14 protein-coding genes are annotated in these 24,874 nt (G+C 66.9%); 5 read left to right on the top strand and 9 right to left on the bottom strand.

All coding sequences use genetic code 11. From position 1 onward, the window contains the following. Positions 1-70: 70 nt before the first annotated feature. Positions 71-670, top strand: a complete 600-nt coding sequence (locus RZN05_RS01575; RefSeq protein WP_317224873.1) for an alpha-ketoglutarate-dependent dioxygenase AlkB — start codon at positions 71-73, stop codon at positions 668-670. Here RZN05_RS01575 and RZN05_RS01570 read toward each other — a convergent pair. The 5 genes from RZN05_RS01570 to RZN05_RS01550 all read right to left on the bottom strand — a co-directional run bounded on the left by RZN05_RS01570 (position 654) and on the right by RZN05_RS01550 (position 9,278). After that, on the bottom strand, positions 654-1,859 hold the full coding sequence (locus RZN05_RS01570; protein WP_317224872.1) for an MFS transporter: 1,206 nt from the start codon (positions 1,857-1,859) through the stop codon (positions 654-656). The two genes, RZN05_RS01575 and RZN05_RS01570, sit on opposite strands and share 17 nt — an antisense overlap. Positions 1,860-1,894: 35 nt before the next feature. After that, complete coding sequence (locus RZN05_RS01565) at positions 1,895-2,944, bottom strand: LacI family DNA-binding transcriptional regulator (RefSeq protein ID WP_317224871.1); 1,050 nt, start codon at positions 2,942-2,944, stop codon at positions 1,895-1,897. Beyond that, the gene (locus RZN05_RS01560) at positions 2,944-4,464 is read right to left on the bottom strand and encodes a tryptophan halogenase family protein (RefSeq protein WP_317224870.1); all 1,521 of its coding nucleotides are present in this window, start codon (positions 4,462-4,464) and stop codon (positions 2,944-2,946) included. The genes RZN05_RS01565 and RZN05_RS01560 overlap by 1 nt, the downstream gene beginning before the upstream one ends. After that, positions 4,461-6,002 (bottom strand): tryptophan halogenase family protein, encoded by a 1,542-nt coding sequence (locus RZN05_RS01555; RefSeq protein WP_317224869.1) that lies wholly within the window; start codon positions 6,000-6,002, stop codon positions 4,461-4,463. The genes RZN05_RS01560 and RZN05_RS01555 overlap by 4 nt, the downstream gene beginning before the upstream one ends. Before the next feature lie 93 nt (positions 6,003-6,095). Continuing rightward, a complete protein-coding gene (locus RZN05_RS01550) occupies positions 6,096-9,278 on the bottom strand; it encodes a TonB-dependent receptor (RefSeq protein WP_317224868.1) in 3,183 nt (1,060 codons plus the stop codon). A gap of 565 nt (positions 9,279-9,843) precedes the next feature. On the opposite strand from RZN05_RS01550, the gene RZN05_RS01545 reads away from it, so the two are divergent. Both RZN05_RS01545 and RZN05_RS01540 read left to right on the top strand, forming a co-directional pair. Continuing rightward, positions 9,844-13,215: a PAS domain-containing protein gene (locus RZN05_RS01545; RefSeq protein ID WP_317224867.1), complete on the top strand. Its 3,372-nt coding sequence runs from the start codon at positions 9,844-9,846 to the stop codon at positions 13,213-13,215. A gap of 31 nt (positions 13,216-13,246) precedes the next feature. Next, on the top strand, positions 13,247-14,578 hold the full coding sequence (locus RZN05_RS01540; RefSeq protein WP_317224866.1) for an MFS transporter: 1,332 nt from the start codon (positions 13,247-13,249) through the stop codon (positions 14,576-14,578). 131 nt (positions 14,579-14,709) lie between these two features. Here RZN05_RS01540 and RZN05_RS01535 read toward each other — a convergent pair whose 3' ends face one another. Beyond that, complete coding sequence (locus RZN05_RS01535) at positions 14,710-16,998, bottom strand: glycoside hydrolase family 3 N-terminal domain-containing protein (protein WP_317224865.1); 2,289 nt, start codon at positions 16,996-16,998, stop codon at positions 14,710-14,712. 190 nt (positions 16,999-17,188) lie between these two features. On the opposite strand from RZN05_RS01535, the gene RZN05_RS01530 reads away from it, so the two are divergent. Both RZN05_RS01530 and RZN05_RS01525 read left to right on the top strand, forming a co-directional pair. After that, the gene (locus RZN05_RS01530; RefSeq protein ID WP_317224864.1) at positions 17,189-18,193 is read left to right on the top strand and encodes a LacI family DNA-binding transcriptional regulator; all 1,005 of its coding nucleotides are present in this window, start codon (positions 17,189-17,191) and stop codon (positions 18,191-18,193) included. 16 nt (positions 18,194-18,209) lie between these two features. Then, positions 18,210-19,646: a glucoamylase family protein gene (locus RZN05_RS01525; RefSeq protein WP_317224863.1), complete on the top strand. Its 1,437-nt coding sequence runs from the start codon at positions 18,210-18,212 to the stop codon at positions 19,644-19,646. On the opposite strand, the gene RZN05_RS01520 is transcribed toward RZN05_RS01525, so the two are convergent. From RZN05_RS01520 to RZN05_RS01510, 3 genes are all read right to left on the bottom strand, one after another. Next, positions 19,643-20,638: a N(4)-(beta-N-acetylglucosaminyl)-L-asparaginase gene (locus RZN05_RS01520; RefSeq protein ID WP_317224862.1), complete on the bottom strand. Its 996-nt coding sequence runs from the start codon at positions 20,636-20,638 to the stop codon at positions 19,643-19,645. The two genes, RZN05_RS01525 and RZN05_RS01520, sit on opposite strands and share 4 nt — an antisense overlap. Then, positions 20,635-21,366: a copper homeostasis protein CutC gene (locus RZN05_RS01515; protein WP_317224861.1), complete on the bottom strand. Its 732-nt coding sequence runs from the start codon at positions 21,364-21,366 to the stop codon at positions 20,635-20,637. Before RZN05_RS01515 ends, RZN05_RS01520 begins: the two co-directional genes overlap by 4 nt. Before the next feature lie 81 nt (positions 21,367-21,447). Beyond that, on the bottom strand, positions 21,448-24,396 hold the full coding sequence (locus RZN05_RS01510; RefSeq protein ID WP_317224860.1) for a TonB-dependent receptor: 2,949 nt from the start codon (positions 24,394-24,396) through the stop codon (positions 21,448-21,450). Positions 24,397-24,874 lie beyond the last annotated feature (478 nt).

Raw genomic sequence — 24,874 nt, 5'->3', positions numbered from 1 at the left:
TCCCTTGCCCGGCCGGCCTGGCCAAATAACCGCGAAATCCCAGCCCGATCGGACGGTTTCGGAAATTTACGTGAGCAGCTTCGTCTTCCGTTCGGATCTCTTTGACCCGCCCGCCCTTCCCGGCCTTCGCGCGCGCGACGCGCTGATTTCGCTCGATGCGGAGCGCGACCTGATGGCCGCGATCGACGCGCTCGATCTTCAGCCCTTCCGCTTCCAGGGCTGGCTGGGCAAGCGGCTGACGACGAGCTTCGGCTGGCGCTATGACTTCGACGATGCCAGCTTCAGCCGCGGCACGCCGCTGCCCGGATGGCTGTTGCCGCTGCGCGACCAGGCGGCGGCTTTTGCCGGGCTGCCCGCCGGCGAATTCGAGCATGCCCTCCTCACACGCTACGATCCCGGCGCCGGGATCGGCTGGCACAGGGACCGGCCGGTGTTCGAGCATGTCGTCGGCGTGTCGCTCGGCAATCCGGCCACGATGCGGTTCCGGCGGCGACGGCCGGGCGGGTTCGATCGCTTCGCCGTGCCGCTGCCGCCCCGCTCGGTCTATCACCTCTCGGGCGAGGCGCGGTACGGCTGGGAGCACAGCATCGCGCCGATGGACCTGCCGCGCTGGTCGATCACCTTCCGCAGCCTCTCCGAAAAGGGCCGCGCGCTCAGTCCTGCGTCCTGACCGTCATTGCCACGGCACCGCCCACAAGCACGCCCAGCGCGAGCACCAGCAGCCAGGGACCATAGCCCGCTCTGTCCGGCGTGAGCGCTAGCGCGAGCAGCGGCGCGACCATCGCGGGCAACGTGTTGGTCAGGTTGAGGATGCCCAGGTCCCGCCCGCGATGCCGCGGCGAGGGCAGCAGCTGCATCGCGAGCGCCGACTGCAGCGCGAGGAACACCGACATTCCCGCCATCGCCGCGCCATAGCCCATTGCCGCGACCGGCATGGTCGTCGCCACCGCCATTACCAGCAGCCCCGCGGTCATCAGCGCCGCGCCTGCGCCGAGAAGGGGTTTCCGGCGCATCGTCCGGTCGGAGAGGCGGCCCGCGCCAATCGTCAGCAGCAGCGCAACGATCGTCACCGTCGCGAAGACCGCCGCAACGCCTTCGCTCGCCGCCGCGGCATGATGCTTGTCGGGAATGCGCGTGCCGGTCACCGCCAGGAAGTAGAACAATCCATACGTCGACAACCCGTTACCCGCGATCTGGACGCACACCCGAGCGATCCAGATCCGCGCGAAATCTGCGCGGCGGCGCACCCGCAGCGCCGGCGGCGGCTCGGGCAGCGGATCGCGGCGCTCGCGCAGCAGCACGAGCAGCGGCACGACCAGCGCAGCGATGATCGCGCAGAGCAGGCCATACCGTAGCCCCTCCGACCCGATCCCGCGCAGGGTCACCATTACTGCGACGAGCGAGGAGAAAGGATGCGCCGCGCCCATCAGTCCGGCGACCAAGCCCTTTTGCGCATCGGGCACTTCGTCGGCCATGATCGCGCCAACGGGAGCAAACATCATGTTGATCGCGATCTGGAGCAGCCCCACCGCGCCCAGCATCGACGCGCTGGTCTGGCTCCAGTGGAACCAGCCATACGCGACGCACAGCAGGACGAGCCCGGCGACGATCCACGGTCGCCGCGTGCCGCGGATGCGATAGGTACGGTCGCTCAGCGCGCCGAAGACCAGGTTGGCGACGCTCGCCACCGCCGCCCCACCCAGTGCCGCGGCGCTGAGCAGCGCCACCCGGTTGTCGCCATCCGCCACGGCCGTCACCTTGAGCGGCAGCAGCACCGACACGAAGGGAATGAAGCTGACGAAAAGTCCCGCATACGCAAGCGCATAGAGCAGGATGAAACGGCGGGGAGACGTGGACATTGGAAGCGCGACCATCGTCGCGCCCCTGCCGCAAGTCAACGCGGCTGCGCGGTCGAATCGCGGACGATGAATTCGAAGGGCAACAAGTGGCGACTGCTGCCCTCGAGCCCCTTGGCCTTCGCCTCGATCAGCAGTTCGGCGGCCTTGGCCGTCATCGCCGCGATCGGCTGGCGGATTGCGGTCAGCGACGGCACGCTCATCCGCATCGTCGGCGTGTCGTCGAAGCTGACGATCGACAGGTCGCGCGGAATCGACAGGCCGAGCGGCGCCGCGGCATGCAGCACGCCGAGCGCGACTTCGTCGCTGCTCGCGAGCACCGCGGTTGGCGGCGGGTCGAGCTTCGCGAGTGTCGCCATCGCCCGGGTTCCCGCCTCATACGTGAAATCGCCGGGCTGGAGATATTCGGGGCGGATCGCCAGCCCCCTGCTCTCGATCGCGCCACGAAACCCGCGCAGTCGGTCGCCGCTGATCGCATACTCGGGGTGCCCCTCGATATAGGCGATGCGAGTGTGGCCCAGATCGAGCAGGTACTTGGTCGCGGCGCGCGCTGCCGCCTCGTCGTCCATATAGACCGCGAAGCCCTCCCCTTCGCGGCGCGAGCCGAGCCGCGCGAAAGTGAGACCACCCTGGTGGAGCAGTTCGGTGATCCGTGCGTCGTCGCTGTGCGGGGGCGTGAGGATCACGCCGTCGGGATGGAGCGCCGAGATCGCGGCCCGGACCTGCGCCTCCAGCGCGTCCGAATGGGAATCGACCAGCTCGAACAGCATGCGATAGCCATGCTCGGCACACTTCAGCATGCCGCCATAGAGCATCTGATCGACCCAGTCGTTGCCGCGCCGCGACTGCCAGCCTTCGAGCGTAGGGCGGCGATCGTTGAACGCGAGCACCAGATACGAGCGCGATCCGCCCAGCCGCCGCGCGGCGAGGCTGGGGACATAGCCGAGCTTGTCGACCGCGTTCATCACCCGCTCGCGCATTGCCGGGGTGACGTTAGGGCCGTTGTTGATGACGCGCGACACCGTCTGGAACGAGACACCCGCCTCGGCCGCGACGTCCTTGATCGTGATCGCGCGCTTCTGGTGCATCAGCCTAGGTCGATCGGCTCGGCGCGGCAGTGCGCGTCGATGAAGGCCTGATGCGTCGGCAGGGTCGCCGCGACCTGGTCGAGCTGATCGCGGTGGTTGCGCATCGCGTCGAACAGCCAGGTCTCGTCGATGCGATCGACCAGCGGGTGCCAGGTCGCGGGGCGGATGCCCATCCCGTCGAGCACCGACTGCCAGCTCACTGCGCGGAACAGCTCGTCATGCCCCTCGCGCAGCACGCCGTTGGCGCGGAACAGCTCGATCCGCTCGTTGAGGCTGTCGGGCAGCTTCATGTCACGGCACTTGCGCCAGAACGGCGTGTCGTCGCGCTGCGTGGTGCAATAATGAAGGACGATGAAGTCGCGGATCTCGACATAGTCCGCGGCCATGCGGCGGTTATATTCGGCAGCCAGCCGCGGGTCGCAATGGCGATCTGGCAAGAAGCGGAAGAAGAAATCCATCCCGCGATAGATCAGGTGGATCGCGGTGGATTCGAGCGGCTCGATGAACCCCGAGGCGAGCCCGAGCGACAGCACGTTCCTGTGCCAGATCTTGTCGCGCACCCCGGTCTTGAACGGCACCACCATCGGCCCGGCAACGACCTCGCCCTCCACCTGGTCGAGCAGGATACGCGTCGCCGCGTCGTCTGACAGGAACTCCGAGCAGAAGACATGGCCGTTGCCGGTGCGGTGCTGGAGCGGGATGCGCCATCGCCAGCCATAGTCCTGTGCGTGCGCCAGCGTGTAGGGTCGCGGCGAGCCGACATTCCGGGTCTGCGCGGCGATCGCGCGATCGCAGAACAGCCACTGCGACCAATCCTCATAGCCGACGCCGAGCGCCTTCTCGATCAGCAGCGCGCGGAAGCCGGAGCAATCGATGAAGAAGTCCGCAGTTACTTCGCGGCCGTCCTTGAGCGTCAGCGTCGAAACGAACCCGCGATCGTCGAGCGCGACGTCCGAGACGATGCCTTCGGTGCGCCTGACGCCGCGTTCCTCGGCATGCGCCCGCAGGAATTGCGCGACGCGCTTGGCATCGACATGCAGCGCATAGGCCGCGCCGCCGATCGGTGTCTTGTGCGCCTTGAACGGCAGCATGAAGCGGCCTTCGCGCGCCATCGCGGCGGCGGGGGCGAAGTCCATCAACTCGAAGGGCTGGCCGCTGAGCTTGGCCTTGAGCCAGCATTGGTAGAATTCGCTGAGTTCGACCTGCTGGCCGATCGTGCCGAAGGGATGGAAATAGCGCTCGCCCTTGCGGTGCCAGTCCTCGAACTCGATGCCGAGCTTGAAGCTCGCCTGGGTCGCGCGAACGAAGTCCTGCTCATTGATGCCGAGCTTGGCGATCAGCTCCATGAAGGGCGGGATCGTGCTCTCGCCGACGCCGATCGTGCCGATATCGTCGCTTTCGACCAGTTCGATCTCGAAGAGCTCGCCCTTGAAGTGGTGCGCCATCACCGCCGCGGCGATCCAGCCGGCGGTGCCGCCGCCGACGATGCAGACCTTCCGGAGCGCGTCGGGGGCCTTCATGCCGCCCTGCCCTGCGCGGCTGCGGCGTCCATGATCTCGAGGAACTCCTGATGCGTGGGCGTATCGGCAACGGTGTCGCGGAGCGAGCGGCGCATCGCTTCTAGCGAACGCGTGAGCTGGGCATCGCTCACTCCGGCAACGGCAGGATCCAGCCGCGTCGGCAGATCCTCGAACCCGGCATAGATCGCGAGCCAGCTCGCGGGCGAAAACATCTCCCAGCGATAGCGGACGAAGGCGCCGCGGGCGCGCCACAGCGCCAGCTTGGCGTCCAGGCTGTCGGGCACCGCCATATCGCGGCACGCCTGCCAGAAGGCGCCGGACCGCCCATTGAGCTTGTAGTGAAGGATCAGGAAGTCGCGAACGCGCTCCATCTCCTCGCCGGACTGCTCGTTATATTCGGCGATGACGGCGGGATCGAAGTCCCTGTCGGGGAAGAGCTGCTTGAGCCGCTCGATCCCGGTCTCGATCAGCGCGATGCTGGTCGATTCCAGCGGCTCGAGGAAGCCCGCGGCCAGGCCCAGCGCGACGCAGTTCTTTGCCCAGGCAGCCTTGCGGCGGCCCGGCGTGAAGCGCAGTTTTCGCGGCTCCATCGTCGGCTTGCCGGGCACGTTTGCGAGCAGTTCTTCGCGCGCCGCGTCATCACCCTGGAATCGGCTGGAAAAGACCAGGCCGTTGCCCTCGCGCTGCCGCAACGGGATGCGCCATTGCCAGCCGGCGCTGCGCGCGGTGACGGTGGTGCACGAAGGCGGCGGCCCTGCCCGCTCGCTCTGCACCGCGAAGGCGCCGTCGCAGAGCAGCCAGTGCGCCCAGTCCTCGTACCCGACGCCCAGCGCCTCGCCGAGCAGCAGCGAGCGGAAGCCCGAGCAATCGACGAACAGATCGCCCTCCACCAGCACGCCGCTGTCGAGGGTCAGTGCCTCGATGAAGCCGTCCGCGCTACGCAGCGCGACCTCGGTTATGCGCGCATCGATGCGCGTGACGCCCGTGCGCTCGGCGAAGCGGCGCATATGCTGCGCGAACAGCGCCGCATCGAAGTGCAGCGCCCAATCGAAGATGCCGAGCTGCGAGCCGGGATCCGGCGCGGGCAAGGTGGCATGGCCCTCCGCGGCGAGCAGCGCCCCCAGCGAATAGTCGCCGAGCGGCGCGGGATCGCCCCCGGCGCGGGCCTTGAGCCAATAATGGTGGAAATCAAGGCCCTTCAGATCCTGCCCGAAGCGGCCGAAGGGATGGACGAAGCTTTGCCCGTCGCGCAGCCAATCGACGAAGCGGATGCCGAGCTTGGCAGTGGCGTCGCACGCCTGCATCACTTCGGCGTCGGACATGCCGAGCGCGGCGTAGAAGCGGCGGATGGTGGGGATCGTCGCCTCGCCGACGCCGACCGTGCCGATATCCGAGCTCTCGATCAGGGTGATCGCGACTCCGGTGCCGGCAAGGTGCGCCGAGAGCGCCGCCGCGGCCATCCAGCCCGCCGTGCCTCCGCCCACGATGACGACCCGCTCTATGGCGTTCGCGTTCGCTGGCCTTCCCCCAATGCTCATGAAGACATCTGATCTTTTTGGTAGCGGTATCGCAAGCGAAACCGCAAAAAATGGACCGGCGGCGCGAGGCCGCCGGCCCAGGAGGGTTGGCTCTTAGAAGCGGACGCGCACGCCCGCCGAATAACGCGGCTCGAACCGGTTCTGCGACGCGTACTGGCGCGAGTCGTCGTCGAACTGGAAGAAGTAGCGCTCGCGTTCGCCGAACACGTTCGAACCGTTGGCGTAGATCGCGATCTGATCGTTGACGTTGTAGGTGAGGTTCACGTCGACATATTGGCTCGTATCCTGGAACAGCGGGATGGTGCCGTTGATCGGCGTCGTTCCATCCATGCCGATCTGGTAGTTGCCCACCGTCGAGGCCAGCCGCTTGGTACGGTAGTTGTACGCCACGCGCGCCTGGAAATGGTCGTCCTGATACCAGCCGACCAGGTTCACCTGATGCTTCGAATTGTCCTGGAATGGCAGCCGCTCGCCGGTCAGGTCGAGCCGGCGCTGTTCGGAGTCCGAATAGGTGTAGTTGGCGTCGAGACCGAAATTGCGCAGGAACGGCGTGTCGAACACGTCGCTGAACGCGATCTTGGCGCCGACTTCGAGCCCCTGGAGCGAACCGCCCTTGCCCTGGATCGGCTGGTTCACCGGCACGGTGCGGCGGATCACGCCGTCCTGGTCGGGGAATTCGCCGGTGGTCTGTCCTGAGTCGATGAAGCTGTTGATGTCGAGCTTGAACAGGCCGATGTTGAACAACGTCGCGCGGCCCAGATAATATTCGAGGCTCAGGTCGTAATTGTTCGACCGCCACGGATTGAGCTGCGGATTGCCGCCCGAGCTGGCGCCCGTCACCTGCCGCACGCCGAGCGGCGCCGCATTGGGGTTGGCCGGCGTCGGCCCCGGCGAGTCGGCGGTGTTGATGGTCAGGCCGCCGCCGTAGCTGCCCAGATCGAGCGGGATCATCGTCTTTGCGAAGGCCGCGCGGACGCGGAGGTTCGGCGTGATGTCGAACGATGCGATCGCGGTGGGCAGGAAGTCGGTGTACGACCGCCGCGTCACCACGTCGCCGGTATCGAGATTGGTGTCGCCATAGTTGCGCGTCTCGCCGGTCAGGTTCTGCTTCACGGTGAGCTTGGTGTTGATCACCTTGAGCCCGCCGGTCAGCTTGAACCCGCCGGTCGCCCAGGACGTGTTAAGATAGGCGCTCTCCTCGACCAGATCGACATCATAGGTGTTACCGGGAATGATCACTTCCTCGGTATTGCCGAACACCCGGTTCTGGAACGCGACGACGTCGTCGAAATCCTTGGGATCGACCACCCACATGCCCGGCATGCCGTTGACCACGCCGCCCCAATTGGTCTGGAAGCGGACGTTGTTGTACGCATTGAGCTTGGTCGGGCGGTTGACCGTATAGCCCTGGAAGCAGGTCGCCGTGTTCGGCGCACCATCGCCGCAATTGCCCGGCGCGGCGGCGATCGTGCCCGCCGGATTGAACGCCGGGTTCGAGACGAACTCGCCCGCCTGGCACTGGTTCTGGTTCATGACGACGTCGATCGCCTTCCACTGCGCCGAGCAGCCGCCCGCCACGCTGGCCCCGTTGCCCGCATAGAAGTTCGAGAACAGGTGGAAGTTGCGAATCTGGGTCGAGCGATCCGAGCGGCGCACGCCGACATCGACGCGCCCGAGCAGGCCGAACAACCCGCCGTCCTCGAACTCGTAGCTGCCGTCGGCGCGGAAGACGCCGAGATCCGAATGGTTTTCCTGGTTGCCCTCGGACGAGAAGGCCGCGACGGTGTAGCTGTCGAGGTTGGACATATAGTCCTTGAGCGTCGAGTTGGCGCCCAGCCCCCCGCCGACGACCCGATCGAAGCCGCTGATCGCCGGATTGCTCCCGCGCAGGTCGAGATGGAGCTGCGGATCCGAGCCGTAGCCGAGCGGATTGGGATTGATGTAGCGCCCGCCGTTCGAGCCGATGACTCCGTTAGAATATTGCGACGCCGGATATTGCGACGCGATGCTCGCCGGATAGAAGGTGCCGCGGGTGCGGTCCGCGGGGTTGCGGAACAGCGTGAAGGCGCGGTCCGGGCTGTACTGCCAATTGCTGAGATCGCCCTGCACCTGGCCGTTCATGCTGCGCATGTTGGCGTTCGACTTGAGCGCGCGCGCCGAGAAGGTGAACGGCCCGTCTTCGTCATACTCGACCGACAGATTGTAGTTGGTCGACTTGTTCTTCGCGGTGCGATTGACCGAGAAGGAATTGAACCACCACACGTCGAGGTCATATTCGTCGACGTCGAGCCAGGGCTGGCCACCGCTCTGGACGCCCGAGGGCGCCGAATTGGTCGGCGTGGTCCAGCCCAGGCCGTTCCAGCGGTTCGAGATGTTGACGCCGGAAGCGCGATTGTGCTCGGTCAGCTCGGTGTGGAATACCTCGCCGGTGACGGTGAAGCCTTCGCCGAGCTTCAACTGGATCGCGCCGTTGATGCCTAGGCGGTCGCGCTCGACTTCGCGATTGAAGAATTCATAGCCGTGCGGCTCGACATAGTTCGGACCGCTGGCGCCCCAATCGTTCTTGCCGAACACGCTGCCGCCGGTGCCGGCATAGCTGTTGCCCAGGATCGCCTTGCTCTTGGCGGCGCCGATCATGATGCCGATCGTGTCGTTGCGCCAGCTGGCGAGGCCGCTGAACAGATAGTCGTTGTGCTTGGTGTTGGCACCGCGCTGATATTCGCCCTGCGCCGAGACGACGAGGCCGCGGTCGAGGTCGAACGGCCGGCGCGTGCGCAGGTCGATCGTGCCCGAAATGCCCGAGAGCGCGTTGCGCAGGTCCTGCGTCTTGTACACCACCACCGAGCTCATCAGCTGGGCGGGGACGTCGTTGAGGTTCGGCTGCGCGGTGCCGAGATTGCCCGCGCTCAGATATTGCTCGCCGTTGAGCAGCGTGATGACCTGCGGCAGGCCGCGGATGTTGACCGTCGAGCCTTCGCCCGCGTTGCGCTGGATCTGGACGCCGGAGATGCGCTGGAGCGCGTCGACGATCGTCACGTCGGGCAGCTTGCCGATATCCTCGGCCGAGATCGCATCGACGATCGCGGTCTCGTTGCGCTTGATGTCGACCGCCGCCTGCTGCGAGGCGCGGATGCCGGTGACGACGATGTCCTCGCCCTGCTCGACGACCTGATTGTCCTCGGCGGCGCCCGGCGCCGCATCCTGCGCCCAGGCCGGCGCCACCATCGCCGTAGTGGCGAGCAGCCCGACGAGTACCCCTGATAACCCCTTCTTCATTCGGTCTTCCTCCCTAATTCGCCTGATGGAGCGTTCTTTTGCGCCCCCCGGCCTAATTCTGTCGTCGAGGCGCCGGCCGGCGCTCCGGCGGCATTTCACGATTCAGTTGGTGGCTGCCCGCGGACGGGCCTCGCCGCATGCAGGCGCGGACGCGCGAACGGCAAGGGCGACCGCGCAGGGCCGCCTGGCGCTATCGAAGCTGGAAATCATCGCCCCTCGTCTCCCTGCCGCTGCCGATGCAGCCAGTATGCCGAGGGCGGCTTCTGAGGGCTGACAACGCTGTCTAGCCCCAGGCCGAGACGAAGCGCAGCGCGACCATGCGCGCACGCAATCACCTTCCAACACCCTCTTTTCGCGGAGTCTATCGCTCCAATGCGACGGCTTAGAGCATACATTGAGAGCGTTCTCAAGAACGTTCTCACGATCGGATATTCTGGCCAACAGCGTTGTACGCATGCCACAACCCTGGCTGTCGCCGGGCGTCAACTACGCAAAAATCCGCTGGTTTTACGTTGCCTTGGCGATAGTATTCCCGGGTCGGGGAACGGAGTGGGCTCCGGAACGAATGACCAGCGGATACGCGGCAGACTTTCTGGAAGGCGGCGGCGAGATGGGCCGGCGCATCCGCGCGCACGACTGGGCCGGCCACCCGATGGGCCCGCCCGAAGGCTGGCCGCAGGGGCTGCGCACCGTGGTGCGGCTGATGCTCACCACCGGCCACCCGACGCTGATCTTCTGGGGTGCCCCGCTTTATTGCCTCTACAACGACGCCTTCGCCAAGTCGCTGGGGCCGGAGAAGCACCCGGCGATGCTTGGTGCGGAGGCGCGGGTGATTTGGGCCGAAGTGTGGGACATCGCCGGCGCCGACATCGAGGGCGTGTATGCGGGCGCGGGCTCGCTCTACCTCGTCAACCAGCTCGTACCGATCGAGCGCCACGGAAAGCTCGAGCCGGTATATTGGACCTATAGCTACAGCCCGATCGACGACGCCGGCGGCGTCGGCGGCGTGCTGGTGCTCGCCAACGAGACGACGCGCGGGGTGATCGAGCGGCGTCACGACGCCCTCGCCGAGCTGGCCGACCGCTTTCGCGATGTCGAGGATCCCGACGAGATCGCCTATACCGCCGCCGAGATGCTCGGGCAGCGGCTCGGGGTGAGCCGCGCGGGATACGGCACGATCGACACCCAGGCCGAAACGATCCGCATCGAGCGCGACTGGAATGCGCCGGGGGTGAACAGCATCGCGGGGGTGCTGAACTTCCGCGACTACGGCAGCTATATCGACGACCTGAAGGCCGGTCGCACCGCGGTGGTGACCGACGCCGAGCTCGATCCGCGCACCCGCGACACCGCCGACCGCCTCAAGGCGATCAGCGCGCAGGCCTTCATCAATATGCCGGTTACCGAACAGGGCGATTTCGTCGCCTTGTTGTTCCTCAACCATGCCGAGGCGCGGCCCTGGACCGAGGACGAGATCGAGCTGATCCAGGACGTCGCCGAACGGACGCGCAACGCGGTCGCCCGGCGCGAGGCTGAGCAGGCGCTCCGCAAAAACGAGGCGCGACTGCGCTTCCTCGACACGCTGGGGAGAGAAACCGCGCAGGCCAGGGATGCCGACGCCGTGATGGCGGTGACGACGCGGCTGCTCGGCGAGCATCTCGCCGGCTCGGACTGTGCCTATGCCGACATGGAACCCGACGAGGACATGTTCAACATCCGTGGCGACTGGCACCGCGCCGACGTGAAGAGCATCGTCGGGCGCTACAGCCTCGCCAGCTTCGGCACCCTCGCGATGGTCAGCCTAAAGCACGGCCATCCGCTGGTCATCGACGACACCGCCGTGCTCGGCGAAGACGGCGCGCAGGCGTTTGCCGATATCGGCAGCCGCGCGATCATTTGCATGCCGTTCCTCAAGGAAGGCCGGCTCACCGCGCTGATGGCGATCCACGACACCACCCCGCGCCACTGGACGGCCGACGAGCTCGGGCTGCTACGCGAAGTCACCGAGCGGAGCTGGGCGCATATCGAGCGCGTCCGCGCCGAGGCGGCGTTGCGCGAGAGCGAGAGCCGGCTGCGGATTGCCGTCGTCGGCGCGCGGATCGGCACCTGGGACTGGGATCTGAAGACGATGCGCGGGCGCTGGTCGCCGCGGACTTGCGAGATCCTCGGCGTCGCGGAGGGCGAGGACGTCACCGACGAGCAGCGGCTGCGGACGATCCATCCCGACGACCGCGACCGGGCGGTCGAGGCGGTGCGCCAGGCGATCCGATCGGGCACTAGCTTCGCCACCGAATATCGCATCGTTCGTCCCGATGGCGGGGTGCGCTGGATCGCGACGCGCGGGATCGTCGAGCGCGACGCGGCAGGCTGGGCGCTCCGCACCACCGGAATCGTCCGCGACGTGACTCAGCGGCGCGAGGCGCAGGAGGCGCTCAAGGCGCTCAACGAGACGCTCGAGCAGCAGGTTGCAGCGCGCACCGCCGAGCGCGACCGGATGTGGCGGCTGAGTGGGGACTTGTTTCTCGTCATCGGCCAGCGCTGGGAAATCCGCGCGGTCAATCCCGCGGTGACGCCGCTGCTCGGCTACACGCCCGAGGAGGTGGTGGGCGAGCGCTTCGTCCGCTTCTTCCATCCCGACGAATTCGAGCAATTGACGCTGGCGATCCGCGTGGTGGCGCAGGCACCGCTGCGCGACTTCGTCGCCCGGCTGCGCGCCAAGGACGGGACGTGGCGGCGCTTCGCCTGGAGCGCCGCGACCGGCCAGGGCGAAGCCTATGTGATCGGCCGCGACGTGACCGAGGAAGTCGAGCGGCGCGAGGAACTGGAGCGCGCGCAAGAGGCGCTGCGCCAGGCGCAGAAGATGGAGTCGCTGGGGCAACTCACCGGCGGCGTCGCGCACGACTTCAACAACCTGCTCACCCCGATCCTCGGCAGCCTCGACCTGCTGCGGCGGCGGATCGCGGGCGAGCGCGAGCAGCGCTGGGTCGCCGCCGCGCTCGAATCGGCCGAGCGCGCGCGGACGCTGGTGCAGCGGCTGCTCGCCTTCGCGCGCCGCCAGCCGCTGCGCCCCGGCCCGGTCGACCTCGCCGCGCTGGTCACCGGCATGTCCGATCTGATCGCGAGCACCTCGGGGCCGCAGATCAAGCTGGGGCTCGACCTGGCCGAGCCGGTACCCGCAGCGCTGGCCGATGCCAACCAGCTTGAAATGGCGGTGCTCAACCTGGCGGTCAACGCGCGCGACGCGATGCCCGATGGCGGCCAGCTGACGCTTTCGGTCCATCCCGAAACGCTCGAGGAAGGACACCGCTCGGAGCTACTGCCCGGACACTATGTGCGGCTGTGCGTCGCCGATACCGGCGCGGGTATGGACGAGGAGACGATGGCGCGCGCTGTCGAGCCGTTCTTCTCGACCAAGGGAATCGGCAAGGGCACCGGGCTCGGTCTGTCGATGGTCCACGGGCTGGTCTCGCAGCTCGGCGGGGCAATGCTGCTGTCGAGCAAGCCGGGGCTCGGCACGCTGGTCGAGCTCTATCTTCCAGTCGCGGAGGGCGAACCCAATGCCGAACACCAGCCCCGCACCGCGTCGATCGGCGACGCCGCGGGAACCGTGCTGCTGGTCGACGACGAAGCGCCGGTGCGCGCCGCCACGGGCGAACTGCTCCGCGACCTGGGCTATCGCGTGATCGAGGCGGAGGGCGCGCGCGAGGCGCTGGCCTATCTGGCGGGGTACCCCGTCGACTATCTGGTCACCGATCATCTGATGCCGGGGATGCAGGGCTCCGATCTGGTGCGCGAGGTTCGCACGCGGCATCCTGGCGTGAAGACGCTGATCGTCTCGGGCTATGCCGATCTTGACGGCATCTCGCCCGACCTGCCCCGCCTCGCCAAGCCGTTCCGCCAGGATGAGCTCGCGGCGAGCCTGGCGGGGCTGGGGTGACGCTCCCGCTTCCTTCCCCTACCACCCTCGCATGACGCTCGGTCCGCTATCGATCAAGGCCCGCCTGGTCCTGTTTGCCTTCGGGGACTTCGCGTTCAATCTCTACTGGCAGAGCATCATGCTCTTCCTGCTCTTCTATTATACCGACGCATTGGGGCTGCCGATGGCGACCGCTGCGGCGATCTACACGGTCGCGTCGGTGTGGGACGGGATTGCCAGCTTCGTCGCGGGCGAGGTGACCGATCGGCGCCCCCCCAAGCGCGGCTATGGCCGGGTGCTGATGCTGGGCAGCGTTCCGCTCGGACTAGCCTGCGTGCTGACCTATGCGCCGCTCGGCACCGGGCCGGTCGGGCTGGCGCTGGTGGTGATCGGGCATTTGCTGTTCCGCACCGCTTATGCCGCGATCAACGTGCCCTATCTGGCGATGGGCGCGCGGATCAGCACCGACAGCCGCGATCGGGCGTTCGTCGCGGGCGCGCGAATGCTGTTCGGGACGCTCGCATGGGTGGTGGTGGCGCGCGGGACCGTGCCGATCGGGATGTGGATCGGCGGCGATGCCGTCGCGGCGCAGGGCTATCTATGGGCCGCGGTGCTGTTCGCGGTGCTCGGGACGGGGATCCTGGTGCTGGTCGGCGCGACCTATCGCGAGGATGCGGTGCCCGCCGCCCCTGCCCCGCCCTCGGTGCGCGCGAGCCTCGCCAGCCTCGCCGCCAACCGCGCGTTCGTGACGCTCAACCTCGCGATGATGGCGATGATCGTCGCGGTGACCATGCTCAACAAGTCGGTGCTCTATTACTTCAAATATTTCCTCGGCAGCGACGATGCCGGGCAGAGCGCGCTGGCGTGGATGGGCGTGGTGAGCGGCCTGGCGGTGCCCTTGTGGATGCTGCTCCAGCGCTGGCTTGGGACGCGGGCGCTGTGGTTCGTCGCGGCATGCGCGTGCATGGCCGGGCTCACGCTGTTCGCGAAGGTGCACATGGCGACTCCGCTTGCGATGCAGCTGTTCCTGGTGGGGATGCAGGCCTTGATCGTCGGGCTGCATTTCGCCTATTGGGCGATGCTGCCCAACACGATCGAATATGGTGAGCAAGCGACCGGCTTGCGCGTCGAGGGCGCGGTGTTCGGCATGGCGGCGCTGCTCCAGCGCGTCGCGATCGGCGTGGCGACCGCGATCCTCGGATTGGGCTTCGACAGCGCGGGCTATGTCGCCAACCAGGCACAGAGCGAGGCAACCTTGGCGGCGATGCGCTGGACGATCGCACTGGTGCCGCTGGGCGCGCTAATACTGTCGTGCGCGGTGATGTTGCTCAACCCGCTGGGCAAGGGCGCGCATGCGCGGATTTTGAAGGGGCTGGCGCGATGACAAATCCTCCCCCGGAGGGGGAGGTGGCAGCGAAGCTGACGGAGGGGTAGCGCGCCTCAGGCTATGACGCTCGTGGAGAGCTACCCCTCCACCGCTTCGCGGTCCCCCTCTCCCTCCGGGGGAGGATTGATTCAGGCCATCAACTCGAACTGGGCGTGGACGCCCTCGGCTTCGGCCGACGGCGCGATCCAGACGTCGAAGGTGCCCGGCTCGACGGTGGGCTTGTTATCGCGGCCGATGAACATCAGCAGCGCACGGCTGAGCTTGAAGGTCACCGTCTCCGACGCACCCGGCGCAAGCTTCAATTTGCGGAAGGCCTTCAACTCGCGGACCGGGCGGGTGATGCTCGCGGTGCGGTCGCGGATGTAGAGCTGGACGACTTCCTCCGCCGCGCGGGCGCCGCGGTTGGTGATCGTCGCGCTCACCGTCAGTTCGCCGTCCCACGCCAGGCTCGGCGCTGCCTTGAGCCCGGAATATTCGATTCTGCCATAGGTCAGCCCGTGGCCGAACGGATAGAGCGCCTTGTTGGGCATGCCCCGGTAATGCGCCTTGTACGGCTCGAGCTTGTCGTCGGACGGATTGGGCCGGCCAGTGGGCTTGTGCGCGTAATAATAAGGCTGCTGGCCCGGCGAGCGCGGGAAGCTGCACGGCAGGCGGCCCGAGGGGCTGTAGTCGCCGAACAGCACATCGGCAGTGGCGTTGCCGCTCTCGGTGCCGAGGAACCAGGTGACGAGGATCGCCGGCGCATCCGCCACCGCACCCTGCAACGCCAGCGAACGGCCGTTCTTGAGCACGACGACCACCGGCTTGCCGGTCGCGGCGACGGCTTCGGCGAGCACCTGCTGCGCGGGCGGCACGACGATCTCGGCGCGCGACTGCGCCTCGCCCGACATGTTCTCGCTCTCGCCGATCGCGAGCAGCACGACATCTGCAGCCTGCGCGGCGGCGACTGCGGCGTCGATCCCGCCCGGCAGCACTTCGTCAACACCAGAGCCTGCGGTCACCGTGACGCTGGCCTTGTCGGTCACTGCGCCCCGGACACCCTCTGCAAGGTCGATGGCGTAGTCGTTGCTGCCATAGACCACCCACGGCCCGTTGAGGTCGTGCTTGCCCGAGGCGAACGGGCCGATGATTGCGATCTTCTTGCCCGACTTGGGCAGCGGCAGCAGGTCGCCGTCGTTCTTCAACAGCACGATCGACTTGCGTCCCGCCTCGCGCGCCAGCGCCTGCGCCGGCTTGGTGCGCGAGCGCGCTTTCTCGCGCTTGACGTCGATGCGACGGAACGGATCGTCGAACAGCCCGAGCGCCGCCTTGATCGCCAGCACCTTCCGCACCGATTCATCGACGCGCGCCACCGGCACTTCGCCCGCCTCGACCAACTCGGGCAGGTGCTTGCGATAGAAGCCGCTGGTCATGCTCATGTCGACGCCCGCCAGGAAGGCAAGCTTGGCCGCCTCGCGCGAATCCTTGGCGAAGCCGTGGTCGATCATTTCCATGTCGCCGGTGTAATCGGAGACGACGAAGCCTTCGAAACCCCATTCCTGGCGCAGCACGCCGCGCATCAGCCATTCATTGCCGGTGGCCGGAACCCCCGACAATTCGTTGAACGCGGCCATGAAGGTCATCGCGCCTTCGCCGAGCGCGGACTGGAACGGGGGGAAATAGATTTCGCGCAACGTGCGCTCGGAGACATCGACGGTATTATAATCGAGCCCCGCCTCGGCCGCGCCATAGGCGGCGAAGTGCTTGGCGCAGGCCATCATCGAATCGAGCGCCTTTAGATCCTTGCGCTGGAAGCCGCGGACACGCGCAGCCGCCATCAAATTGCCGAGATGGACATCTTCGCCGGCGCCTTCCATCCCGCGGCCCCAGCGCTGGTCACGCGCGATGTCGACCATCGGCGCGAAGGTCCAGTCGATGCCGGACGCGGCGCCTTCGTACGACGCCATCCGCGCGGTGCGCTCGGCAAGATCGGGATCGAAGCTCGCCGCCTCGCCCACCGGCACCGGGAAGATCGTGCGGTGGCCGTGGATAATGTCGGCAGCGAAGATCAGCGGGATCTTGAGCCGTGATTCCTTCATCGCAGCAGTCTGCATCCGCCGCGCCATTTCGGCACCGTTGCCGTTGAACACGCCAGCGATCTGCATTTGGCGCACTTCTTCGAGCTGCTGGTCGAAGCCGGGGCCGTTGCCGGCGGGATTGAGCGCGACCGCAACGCCGCCGGCCCAGGCCGCGGGCATGATCGTCAGCTGTCCCGCCTTTTCGGCGATCGTCATCTGGGCGACAAGGCCGTCGATGAACGCGGGGACCGGCAGCCGGGCGGCCGCCTGGAACAGCGCGCGCGCCGGGCTGGAGACCCAAGCCGCGACCGCGCCTGCACCCATCAGCGCCGCGCGTCGCGAAATCTTGGTGTCGAACATGTTCTATCCCTCCCTGCTCGGCGCGCTCGATCCGAACGCGCCAGAATATCGACGGTGCCGCTGCACAATCTTTTTGCTTGGCGCGGGGTTCCGTAACCGGTTACATAACGTGTGCCGGGCGAGGATTGCAATCGCCCTTGCGGTCTGAAACGTAGGAAAGATGCGTGGGACCGGAAACAGCAGGAGCAAAATGGGAGAGGCCACCATCCGCGATGTCGCCCGCCGCGCCGAAGTATCGGTCGCCTCGGTGTCGCGCGCGCTCAACGGCCTCAACAATGTCCGCGGCGAGACCCGCGAGCGGATCGTCGCCGCCGCCAAGGAGCTGGGCTATGTGCCCCATGCCGGCGCGCGCAGCCTGAGCCTGGCGCGCGCGCATGCGATCGGCGTGGTGCTCCCCGACCTGCATGGCGAGTTCTTCTCCGAATGCGTGCGCGGGATGGATCGCGAGGCGAGCCGGCGCGGATACCTCCTGCTGCTCTCGAACATGCACGACGACAGCGAACAGGCGGCCGAGGCACTTCGTGCGATGCGCGGGCGCGTCGACGGGCTGCTGGTGATGGCGCCGCACATCCCACCGGAGGCGCTCGCGCAAGCGCTGCCCGCCGCGCTCCCGGCGGTGCTGATCAACGCGCCGGGCGAGATCGCGTCGCGCCCCGCGTTGCGGCTCGACAATCGCGCCGGCGCGCTGGCGATGGTCCGCCACCTGCTAGAGCGCGGCTATCGCCATATCGTCCACATCGCCGGCCCCGAGGGCAATGTCGATGCACGCGAGCGGCTGGAGGGCTTTCGCGACGCGCTCGCCGAACTGGCCCCCGACATGCCGGTGCGCGTGATCGCGGGCGACTTCAACGAGGCGGCGGGTGAAGCCGCGGCGCTGGCAATCCTGGCCAGCGGCGAGCCCTGCGACGCGGTGTTCGCCGCCAACGACATGATGGCGATCGGCTGCCTCCACGCGCTGCGGCAGGCCGGCAAGCGCGTGCCCGAGAATATTGCCGTCGCCGGCTTCGATGACGTGCCGCTGGCGCGCTACCTCGCGCTTACTACGATCCAGGTGCGGATCGCCGAGATCGGCGCGCGCGCGGTCTCGCGGCTGATCGACATGCTCGAAGGCAAGGGCCCGGGCGCACCGATCGAGCTTCATGCGCCGGAGCTTGTGGCCCGCGCGACCACTGCCGCCCGAACCGGGGCCGCCTAGGCAATCTGAGGACAAGATGATCGATCGACGTACCCTGCTTAACCGCTCGTCGCTGCTCGCCGCGGTGACGGCCCTGCCCGCCTGCACGCCGGTAGCGCGGCCCGGCGGCGCGCCCGCGGGCAACAGCCTGCCCGCCTTCTACGAGGATATCGAGGAGCGGACCTTCCGCTGGTTCTGGGATACGGTGAACCGCAAGAACGGGCTCGTCCCCGATCGCTGGCCGACGCCGAGCTTCTGCTCGATCGCCTCGATCGGCTTCGCGCTCACGGCCTATGCGGTCGGCGTCGAGCGCGGCTGGTGCACGCGTGCGGAGGCCCGCGACCTGACCCTCACCACGCTGCGCTTCCTGTGGAACGCGCCGCAGGGCCCCCAGACGAGCGGCACCGCGGGCCACAAGGGCTTCTTCTACCATTTCCTCGACATGGAGACCGGGCACCGCTTCCGGCAGGTCGAGCTCTCCAGCGTCGATACCTGCCTGCTTCTGATGGGAGTGCTGTTCACCGGCCGCTACTACGATCGCCACGACGAATCAGAAGCCGAAATACGCAGCCGCGCCCAGGCGATCTATGCCCGCGCCGACTGGAACTTCTTCCGCAGCGACGGGCGTAAGCCGGTGTCGATGGGCTGGCACCCCGAAACTGGGCTGATCCCGGCCAACTGGACCGGCATGAACGAGGGCATGTGCGTCTATGTGCTGGGCCTAGGCGCACCACAACATCCGTTGCCCGCCGACAGTTGGCAAGTCTGGACTTCCAGCTACCCCAAATCCTGGCGCGGTGAAGGCCCCACCCGCCACCTCGCCTTCGCGCCGATGTTCGGCCACCAATACAGCCAGATATGGATCGACTTCCGCGGCATTCAGGACGCGACGATGCGCGAAGCCGGGTTCGACTATTTCGAAAACAGCCGCCGCTCGACTTATGCCAACCGAGCCTATTGCGCGGCCAATCCGCAGCGCTGGGACGGCTGGTCTAAGGATGTCTGGGGGATCACCGCCTGTGACGGTCCCGGCGACCACCGGCTGCCGTTCAAGGGCGAGACGCGCGAATTCTTCGGCTATGCCGCGCGCGGGCCGCTCGGCCAGCCCGACGAGCGCGACGACGGCACGCTGGCGCCGACTGCGGCGCTCGGTTCCCTGCCCTTTGCGCCTGAGATCGTCATCCCCTGCGCACAGGCGCTGCGCCGCGAGCATGGTGATCGGCTGTACGGGAAATACGGCTTCTTCGACTCGTTCAACCCGAGCTTCAAATATACCGACGTGCAGCCAGAAAAGGGTTCGGTCGATCCGGTGAAGGGTTGGGTCGACGACGATTATCTCGGTATCGACCAGGGGCCGATCCTGCTCCAGGCCGCCAATTACCGGAACGACTTCGTCTGGCGCCACATGCATGGCGAACCCGCGATCCGCCGCGGGCTCAAGATGGCGGGGTTCGTGGGCGGCTGGCTGGGCTAGGCCGCGAACAGGCTCTTGGCGGGCAGCACTTCGGCCGCTCCCGAATGGCGAGTGACTGCATAAGTGAAGCCGGGGAGCAGCGCAAAAGCGCCGACGCTGCCGTCCTGCCCGAGTGCGAGGAAGCCGACCTGCATGCCCTTGATCGCGTCGCCGCGCAGACGGGCAATGTGCCGGACGGCTTCCTCGCACGCCGCCTGCGGCGAAAGCCCTGCACGCATCGAAGCAACGACGCGCGCGGTGCCGGCGATGCGAGTAACTTCCTCGCCGACCCCGGTCGATGTCGCGCCGCCCACGCCCCTTTCGACGAACAGCCCGCTGCCCGCCTGGGGCGAATCGCCGACGCGGCCGCGCAGCTTGAACGCCATGCCAGACGTCGTGCAGGCTCCGGCCAGATGCCCGTCGCGGCTGCGCGCAAGGATGCCGATCGTGTCGTGGTTGAGCGCCGATCCGGGCGGGCCGGGAAGGTTCTCGCTATTGGCGACGGGCCGGTAGCGCGCGGTCCTGAGCCATTCGCGCCACGCCTTCTCTGCCTCTGGCGTGAGCAGCTTGGTACGCTGCATGCCCTGCTGGAGCGCGAAACGCGTGGCGCCTTCGCCGACGAGCAGGGTGTGCGGGGTCTTCTCCATCACCAGCCGCGCGACCGAGATGGCGTGCACGACATCCTCCAGCGCGGCGACCGCGCCGACACGGCCGTCCTCATCCATCAGGATCGCGTCGAGCGTGACGTGGCCGTCGCGGTCGGGATAGCCGCCATAGCCGACCGAATGGTTGGTCGGATCGGCCTCGGGCACGCGCGCGCCCGCCTCGACCGCGTCGAGCACGGTGCCGCCCGCGTTCAAGCGGGCGAGCGCCGCAGCATTGGCGGCCTTGCCGAAATCCCAGGTCGAGACGATGGCGACGGGGTCGGCTTCACTGGCCGCCGCGCCGCTCGCCGCGAGGGCGACGGTCGCGCCCAAGCCGAGCGCACCGCGGCGCGAGATCGCTTCGTTCATGCTGTTCCTCCTGCAAGCGCGGCGCGCAGCCCCGCCACAATGCCATGATTGGTCGCGCGGCGCGGTCCGCTGGCGAAGCCGAGCCGCACGGCCGCAGCGTCGGGGTCCGGGCCGGACATGCTGGCCGAGCCATGGACTTCGCGGACCCCGGTCCCGGCGACCAATTGCCCGACATTGCCCGGGGTCACCCCGGAGCCGGCGATGATCGAAATGCGCGTACCGGCCGCGGCAACCATCGCGGCAAGCGTCGCCATGCCCTGGACGGCAGTCGGCGCGCCGCCGGAGCTGAGGATCTTGTCATAGCCAAGCGCTGCGGCCTCACCGACCGCGGCGACCGGATCGGGGGTGAGGTCGATCGCGCGATGGAGGACGAGCGTCGCCTCGCCCGCAGCATCGCGGAAGCGTGCAAGCGCATCGCGGTCGAGCGTGCGATCGGGGCGGAGCGCGCCGATCACCACGCCCGCAGCGCCCTGGCCTAGCGCGAGGCGGATCTCCTCGACCATCAGCGCTTCCTCGCCTTGGCCCAGCACGAACCCGCCGGCGCGCGGACGGATCATCGCATGGACAAGGCAGCCGCTGCGCACCGCGTGGCCGAGCAGCGCGGCGGAGGGCGTCAGCCCGCCGAGTTCGAGCGCCGAGCACAATTCGAGGCGATCGGCACCGCCGGCGATTGCGGCTGCTATTCCCGCGGGATCGTCGACGCAGATCTCAAGAAGAAGCGGCGGCATGGGCCAAGCCTAGGCAAGTCCATGCCGCCGCGAAAGGGGCGGAGCGCACAAAGGGTAAGGCGCCCCGCCGGGGAGGGCTCTTTAGAAGCGGTAGCCCAGACGGAACTGGACGCGCCGCGGCAGGGTCAGCAGATCACGACCGATCAAAGGCGGATCGAGCGGGTTGACTGCATTTCCAGTTGCGGGATCGATCGTGTCGTTGAAGCTGTCGTCGAATCCGGCGAAGTTCTTGTTGTTGAAGGCGTTGAGCAGATCGACCGCAGCCTCGACCTGATGGCCGCCGAACAGCTTGAACTTCTTCGCCAGCGACAGATTGACTTCGCAATAGGCGAACACGCCGCCGATGCAGTTCTTGTCCGGATACGAAGCGGTGAAGCGGTTGAAGCCCGAATCGGCACCGTTGGTCTCGTCGGTCACCCGGAATGCCTCGCCGCTGCCCAAAGTGGTGAGCGTCGAGAATTGCAGGCCGAGCGGCAAATCGACGATCCCCGAGATCACGAGACGATGACGCTCGTCGCCGTTACGCGGACGCCAGCCATAATCGTCCGGGGTGATCTGATCGAGACTGAACAGATCGCCACCATTCTGCTCGCCCTTGGACAGCGTGTAGGCGATGTTGATGCCCCAGCCCGACGCCTCGGTATAGTTCTTGTCGAGCGTGACGAAGAGCGCCTTGTAGCGGGTGTCGAGCCCGTCATAGCCGATCAGCGCATTGGCATAGCCGAAGGGTGCCAGCGGCGCGGTGTTGCAGCAGCCGCCGAGCCCGTTGTTGTTGCGGGTGGCGAACAGGTGCGTGTAGCCATTGCGGCCGCGCTGATACGATCCGGTGACCGAGGCCTGGAAGATCCCGATCCGCTGGCGGACGCCCAAGCTGATCTGGTCGTTGACTGGCGGCTTGGCGTTGTTCTTGACCGCGAACAACTCGGGATTGCCCGCGCCGGCCGCGCTGGCGCGCAGTGCGAGCAGGCCTTCCCTGGTGAGATAGGAAGGGTTCCAAACGATCGTCGGCAGGCCGCCGCGCGGCGCGCCATCGGTCGAGAAGCGGAACACGCCCACCGGGTTGATCGTGCGCGAAAGCTCGTCGACGGTGTTGTTGAAGTTGTTGCGATCGTAATAGCGGCCAGCGCCGCCGAAGATCACCGTCGAGCGATCGCCGTTGAGATCCCATGAGAAGCCGAAGCGCGGCGCGATTGCCCCGGCGAAAGGACTACGGTCGCTGCCGTCGGTAATGTAGTTCTCGGGATTGAAATACGGCGTCGAGGGAAGCGCGCGGAGCGCCGCCGCAGCATTCGCGGGCGTGCGATAGCCATTGTTGAAGCCGTTGGTCTCATAGTCCCAGCGAACGCCGAGATTGAGCTGCAGCCGATCGGTCACGTCCCAATCGTCCTGGACATAGAGACCGATCTGGGTGTTCGAGCCCTGGACCAGTCCGCTACCCAAACCGAGCCGCGCTTCGGCCGGGAAGGAGAAGTTGAGATTGTTCTGGGGCTCGCGTCGGAAGATGTAGCGCGGCTGGATCAGGTTCTGGTTGTCGAAATCGATATCGGTGATCTCGACGCGCGCGCCGACCTTGATCGCATGACCTTCGAAGCCGGTATAGGTCAGATCATTGCGCAGCGTGTGGCTGAGCTGGCTCTCACGACGCGTCGAATCGCGGCCGCCGTACAGGATCACGCCGGAATATTCGAAGCCCGGCAGGCCGGGATTCAGCGACGTCGGGTTGAAGATATAATCAACGAGGTTCGCGCTGAACTCATTGGTGAAATTGTCGGCGTTATGGGTCCACTTGAACAGATAGGTGTCGACCTTGTTGCGCTTGTTCTCGGCATAATCATACGCCGTGTTACCGCCGAAACCCTGGATGTCGGTTTCCTGGCGGCGGCTGAACGACAGGTCGACCGTGTTGCGCTCGTCGGGGGTCAGCGACAGCTTGCCGAAGTAGAAATCGCTGCGGAACGGACTGACGAACGCTCCCTCGAACTCAGAGAGCTGGCGACCGGAGAACCGCTGGAACTCCGCCACCGAATCGGCATCGCCAGTGCTGTCGACGTTGAACGCGCGATCCTGGTCATTGCCCTCGTAGGCGAGGAAGAAGAACAGCTTGTCCTTGATGATCGGACCGCCAAGCGAGACGCCGTACTGCTTGCGCTCGAAGGCCGGCTCAGGACGGTTATTGCGCACGTCGAGATAGGATTTCTGAGTCAGTGACTTGTCCGTGTACTGGCCGAACGCCTCACCGTGGAACTCGTTGGTGCCCGATTTGGTGATCGCGGTGACGATCGCCGAGCCAGCCTGCTCATATTCGGCCTTGTAGTTCTGGGTCAGCACGCGGAATTCCTGCACGGCGAGCTGGCCGAACGGATTGCCGCGACTGTTCTGCTGGCCGGCGATGCCGCCCTCGCGCAGCTTGTTCTTGAGACTGACGCCATCGATGAACACGTTGACCTGGCTGGCGGTCGACGCACCCGACTGGATGCCCTTGTTGGTCTCGCTGTCATTGAAGCGCACCCCAGGGGCGAGCGCAGCGAAGGACAGGAAGTTACGGTCGGTCTGCGGCAGGGTGCGGATCTGGTCCTGAGACACGTTCGTCGCGACTTCGCTGGTGCGCGTCTCGGCAAGACGCGAGCCCACCACGACGATCTCGCCGCCACCCTCATCCACGCCCGCGGCGACTTCCGCGCCGACAGCGAGATCGAGCGACGCCGACTGGCCGATGCCGAGCGTCACGGTCTCGCTGACGGTCTGGTCGCCCGCCGTGGCGATGACTTCGTACGAGCCCGGGCGCAGGCCATTGAGCGTGTAACGGCCGTCGGCGGCGCTGGTCGCGCGATAGGTCTGGTTGGTTCCGGTGTTGCGCGCAGTGATCTGCGCGCCACCGGCGGCTGCGCCGTCGGCGCCGGTGACCTGGCCGCGGATCGAGCCGGTGGTGACCTGCGCGGCTGCCGGCGCCGGCAGCATCGTTGCGCCTCCCGCCAGCATCGTCGCTGCGGCCAGATAGGCCCGGAAGCTGGTGCCCTTTTTGATCGTCATGTGTCTGTCCCTTCTGCGTACTTTTATGCTTTTGTCGGCCCGCCGGGGCCGGTGATCGGCCGTTGCGATTGCCGGGGAACGCACGTCAGCGCCGCTGCGTTGCGTGTCCGCCGCGCTCAATGCGCAAGCCTCTGAAATGTCTGGATCGATACTGCGAGCGGGCGCTGCGCAGCCCTGCAAACCCGTGGGGATCGCAGGAATCGCGTCTGCCGGCCTCTCGCCGAATTAATTCGCTGGGAGCTGCCCGATTGCCGCCCGGGTACATGCTTCGTCCCTCTCCTGGCCGGATTGTAACCGGTTACATATTGTTGCGAGCTAAAAGGCCCGTCCGACAACGATGTCAAGAGGCGCTTTGGATCTCTCTGTCAATCCCATGTCAGCCTGAGAACGTTCCCATCGGCGAACGGTTGGATAGCGTGGCCGATCGGCAACACACTTTCCGCGGTCGGCGCCATCCGCCCTTACAAGCAAGATCCTT

The sequence above is a fragment of the Sphingomonas sp. HF-S4 genome (assembly GCF_032911445.1).
Taxonomy (GTDB): Bacteria; Pseudomonadota; Alphaproteobacteria; order Sphingomonadales; family Sphingomonadaceae; genus Sphingomonas; species Sphingomonas agrestis.
This window is presented reverse-complemented; position numbering and strand designations above follow the sequence as displayed.

Excerpts from the sequence above, each read along its gene's own strand:
- RZN05_RS01570 (WP_317224872.1), bottom strand. The coding sequence starts at position 1,859 with ATGTCCACGTCTCCCCGCCGTTTCATCCTGCTCTATGCGCTTGCGTAT.
- RZN05_RS01565 (WP_317224871.1), bottom strand. The coding sequence starts at position 2,944 with ATGCACCAGAAGCGCGCGATCACGATCAAGGACGTCGCGGCCGAGGCG.
- RZN05_RS01560 (WP_317224870.1), bottom strand. The coding sequence starts at position 4,464 with ATGAAGGCCCCCGACGCGCTCCGGAAGGTCTGCATCGTCGGCGGCGGC.
- RZN05_RS01555 (WP_317224869.1), bottom strand. The coding sequence starts at position 6,002 with ATGAGCATTGGGGGAAGGCCAGCGAACGCGAACGCCATAGAGCGGGTC.
- RZN05_RS01550 (WP_317224868.1), bottom strand. The coding sequence starts at position 9,278 with ATGAAGAAGGGGTTATCAGGGGTACTCGTCGGGCTGCTCGCCACTACG.
- RZN05_RS01545 (WP_317224867.1), top strand. The coding sequence starts at position 9,844 with ATGACCAGCGGATACGCGGCAGACTTTCTGGAAGGCGGCGGCGAGATG.
- RZN05_RS01540 (WP_317224866.1), top strand. The coding sequence starts at position 13,247 with ATGACGCTCGGTCCGCTATCGATCAAGGCCCGCCTGGTCCTGTTTGCC.
- RZN05_RS01535 (WP_317224865.1), bottom strand. The coding sequence starts at position 16,998 with ATGTTCGACACCAAGATTTCGCGACGCGCGGCGCTGATGGGTGCAGGC.
- RZN05_RS01530 (WP_317224864.1), top strand. The coding sequence starts at position 17,189 with ATGGGAGAGGCCACCATCCGCGATGTCGCCCGCCGCGCCGAAGTATCG.
- RZN05_RS01525 (WP_317224863.1), top strand. The coding sequence starts at position 18,210 with ATGATCGATCGACGTACCCTGCTTAACCGCTCGTCGCTGCTCGCCGCG.
- RZN05_RS01520 (WP_317224862.1), bottom strand. The coding sequence starts at position 20,638 with ATGAACGAAGCGATCTCGCGCCGCGGTGCGCTCGGCTTGGGCGCGACC.
- RZN05_RS01515 (WP_317224861.1), bottom strand. The coding sequence starts at position 21,366 with ATGCCGCCGCTTCTTCTTGAGATCTGCGTCGACGATCCCGCGGGAATA.
- RZN05_RS01510 (WP_317224860.1), bottom strand. The coding sequence starts at position 24,396 with ATGACGATCAAAAAGGGCACCAGCTTCCGGGCCTATCTGGCCGCAGCG.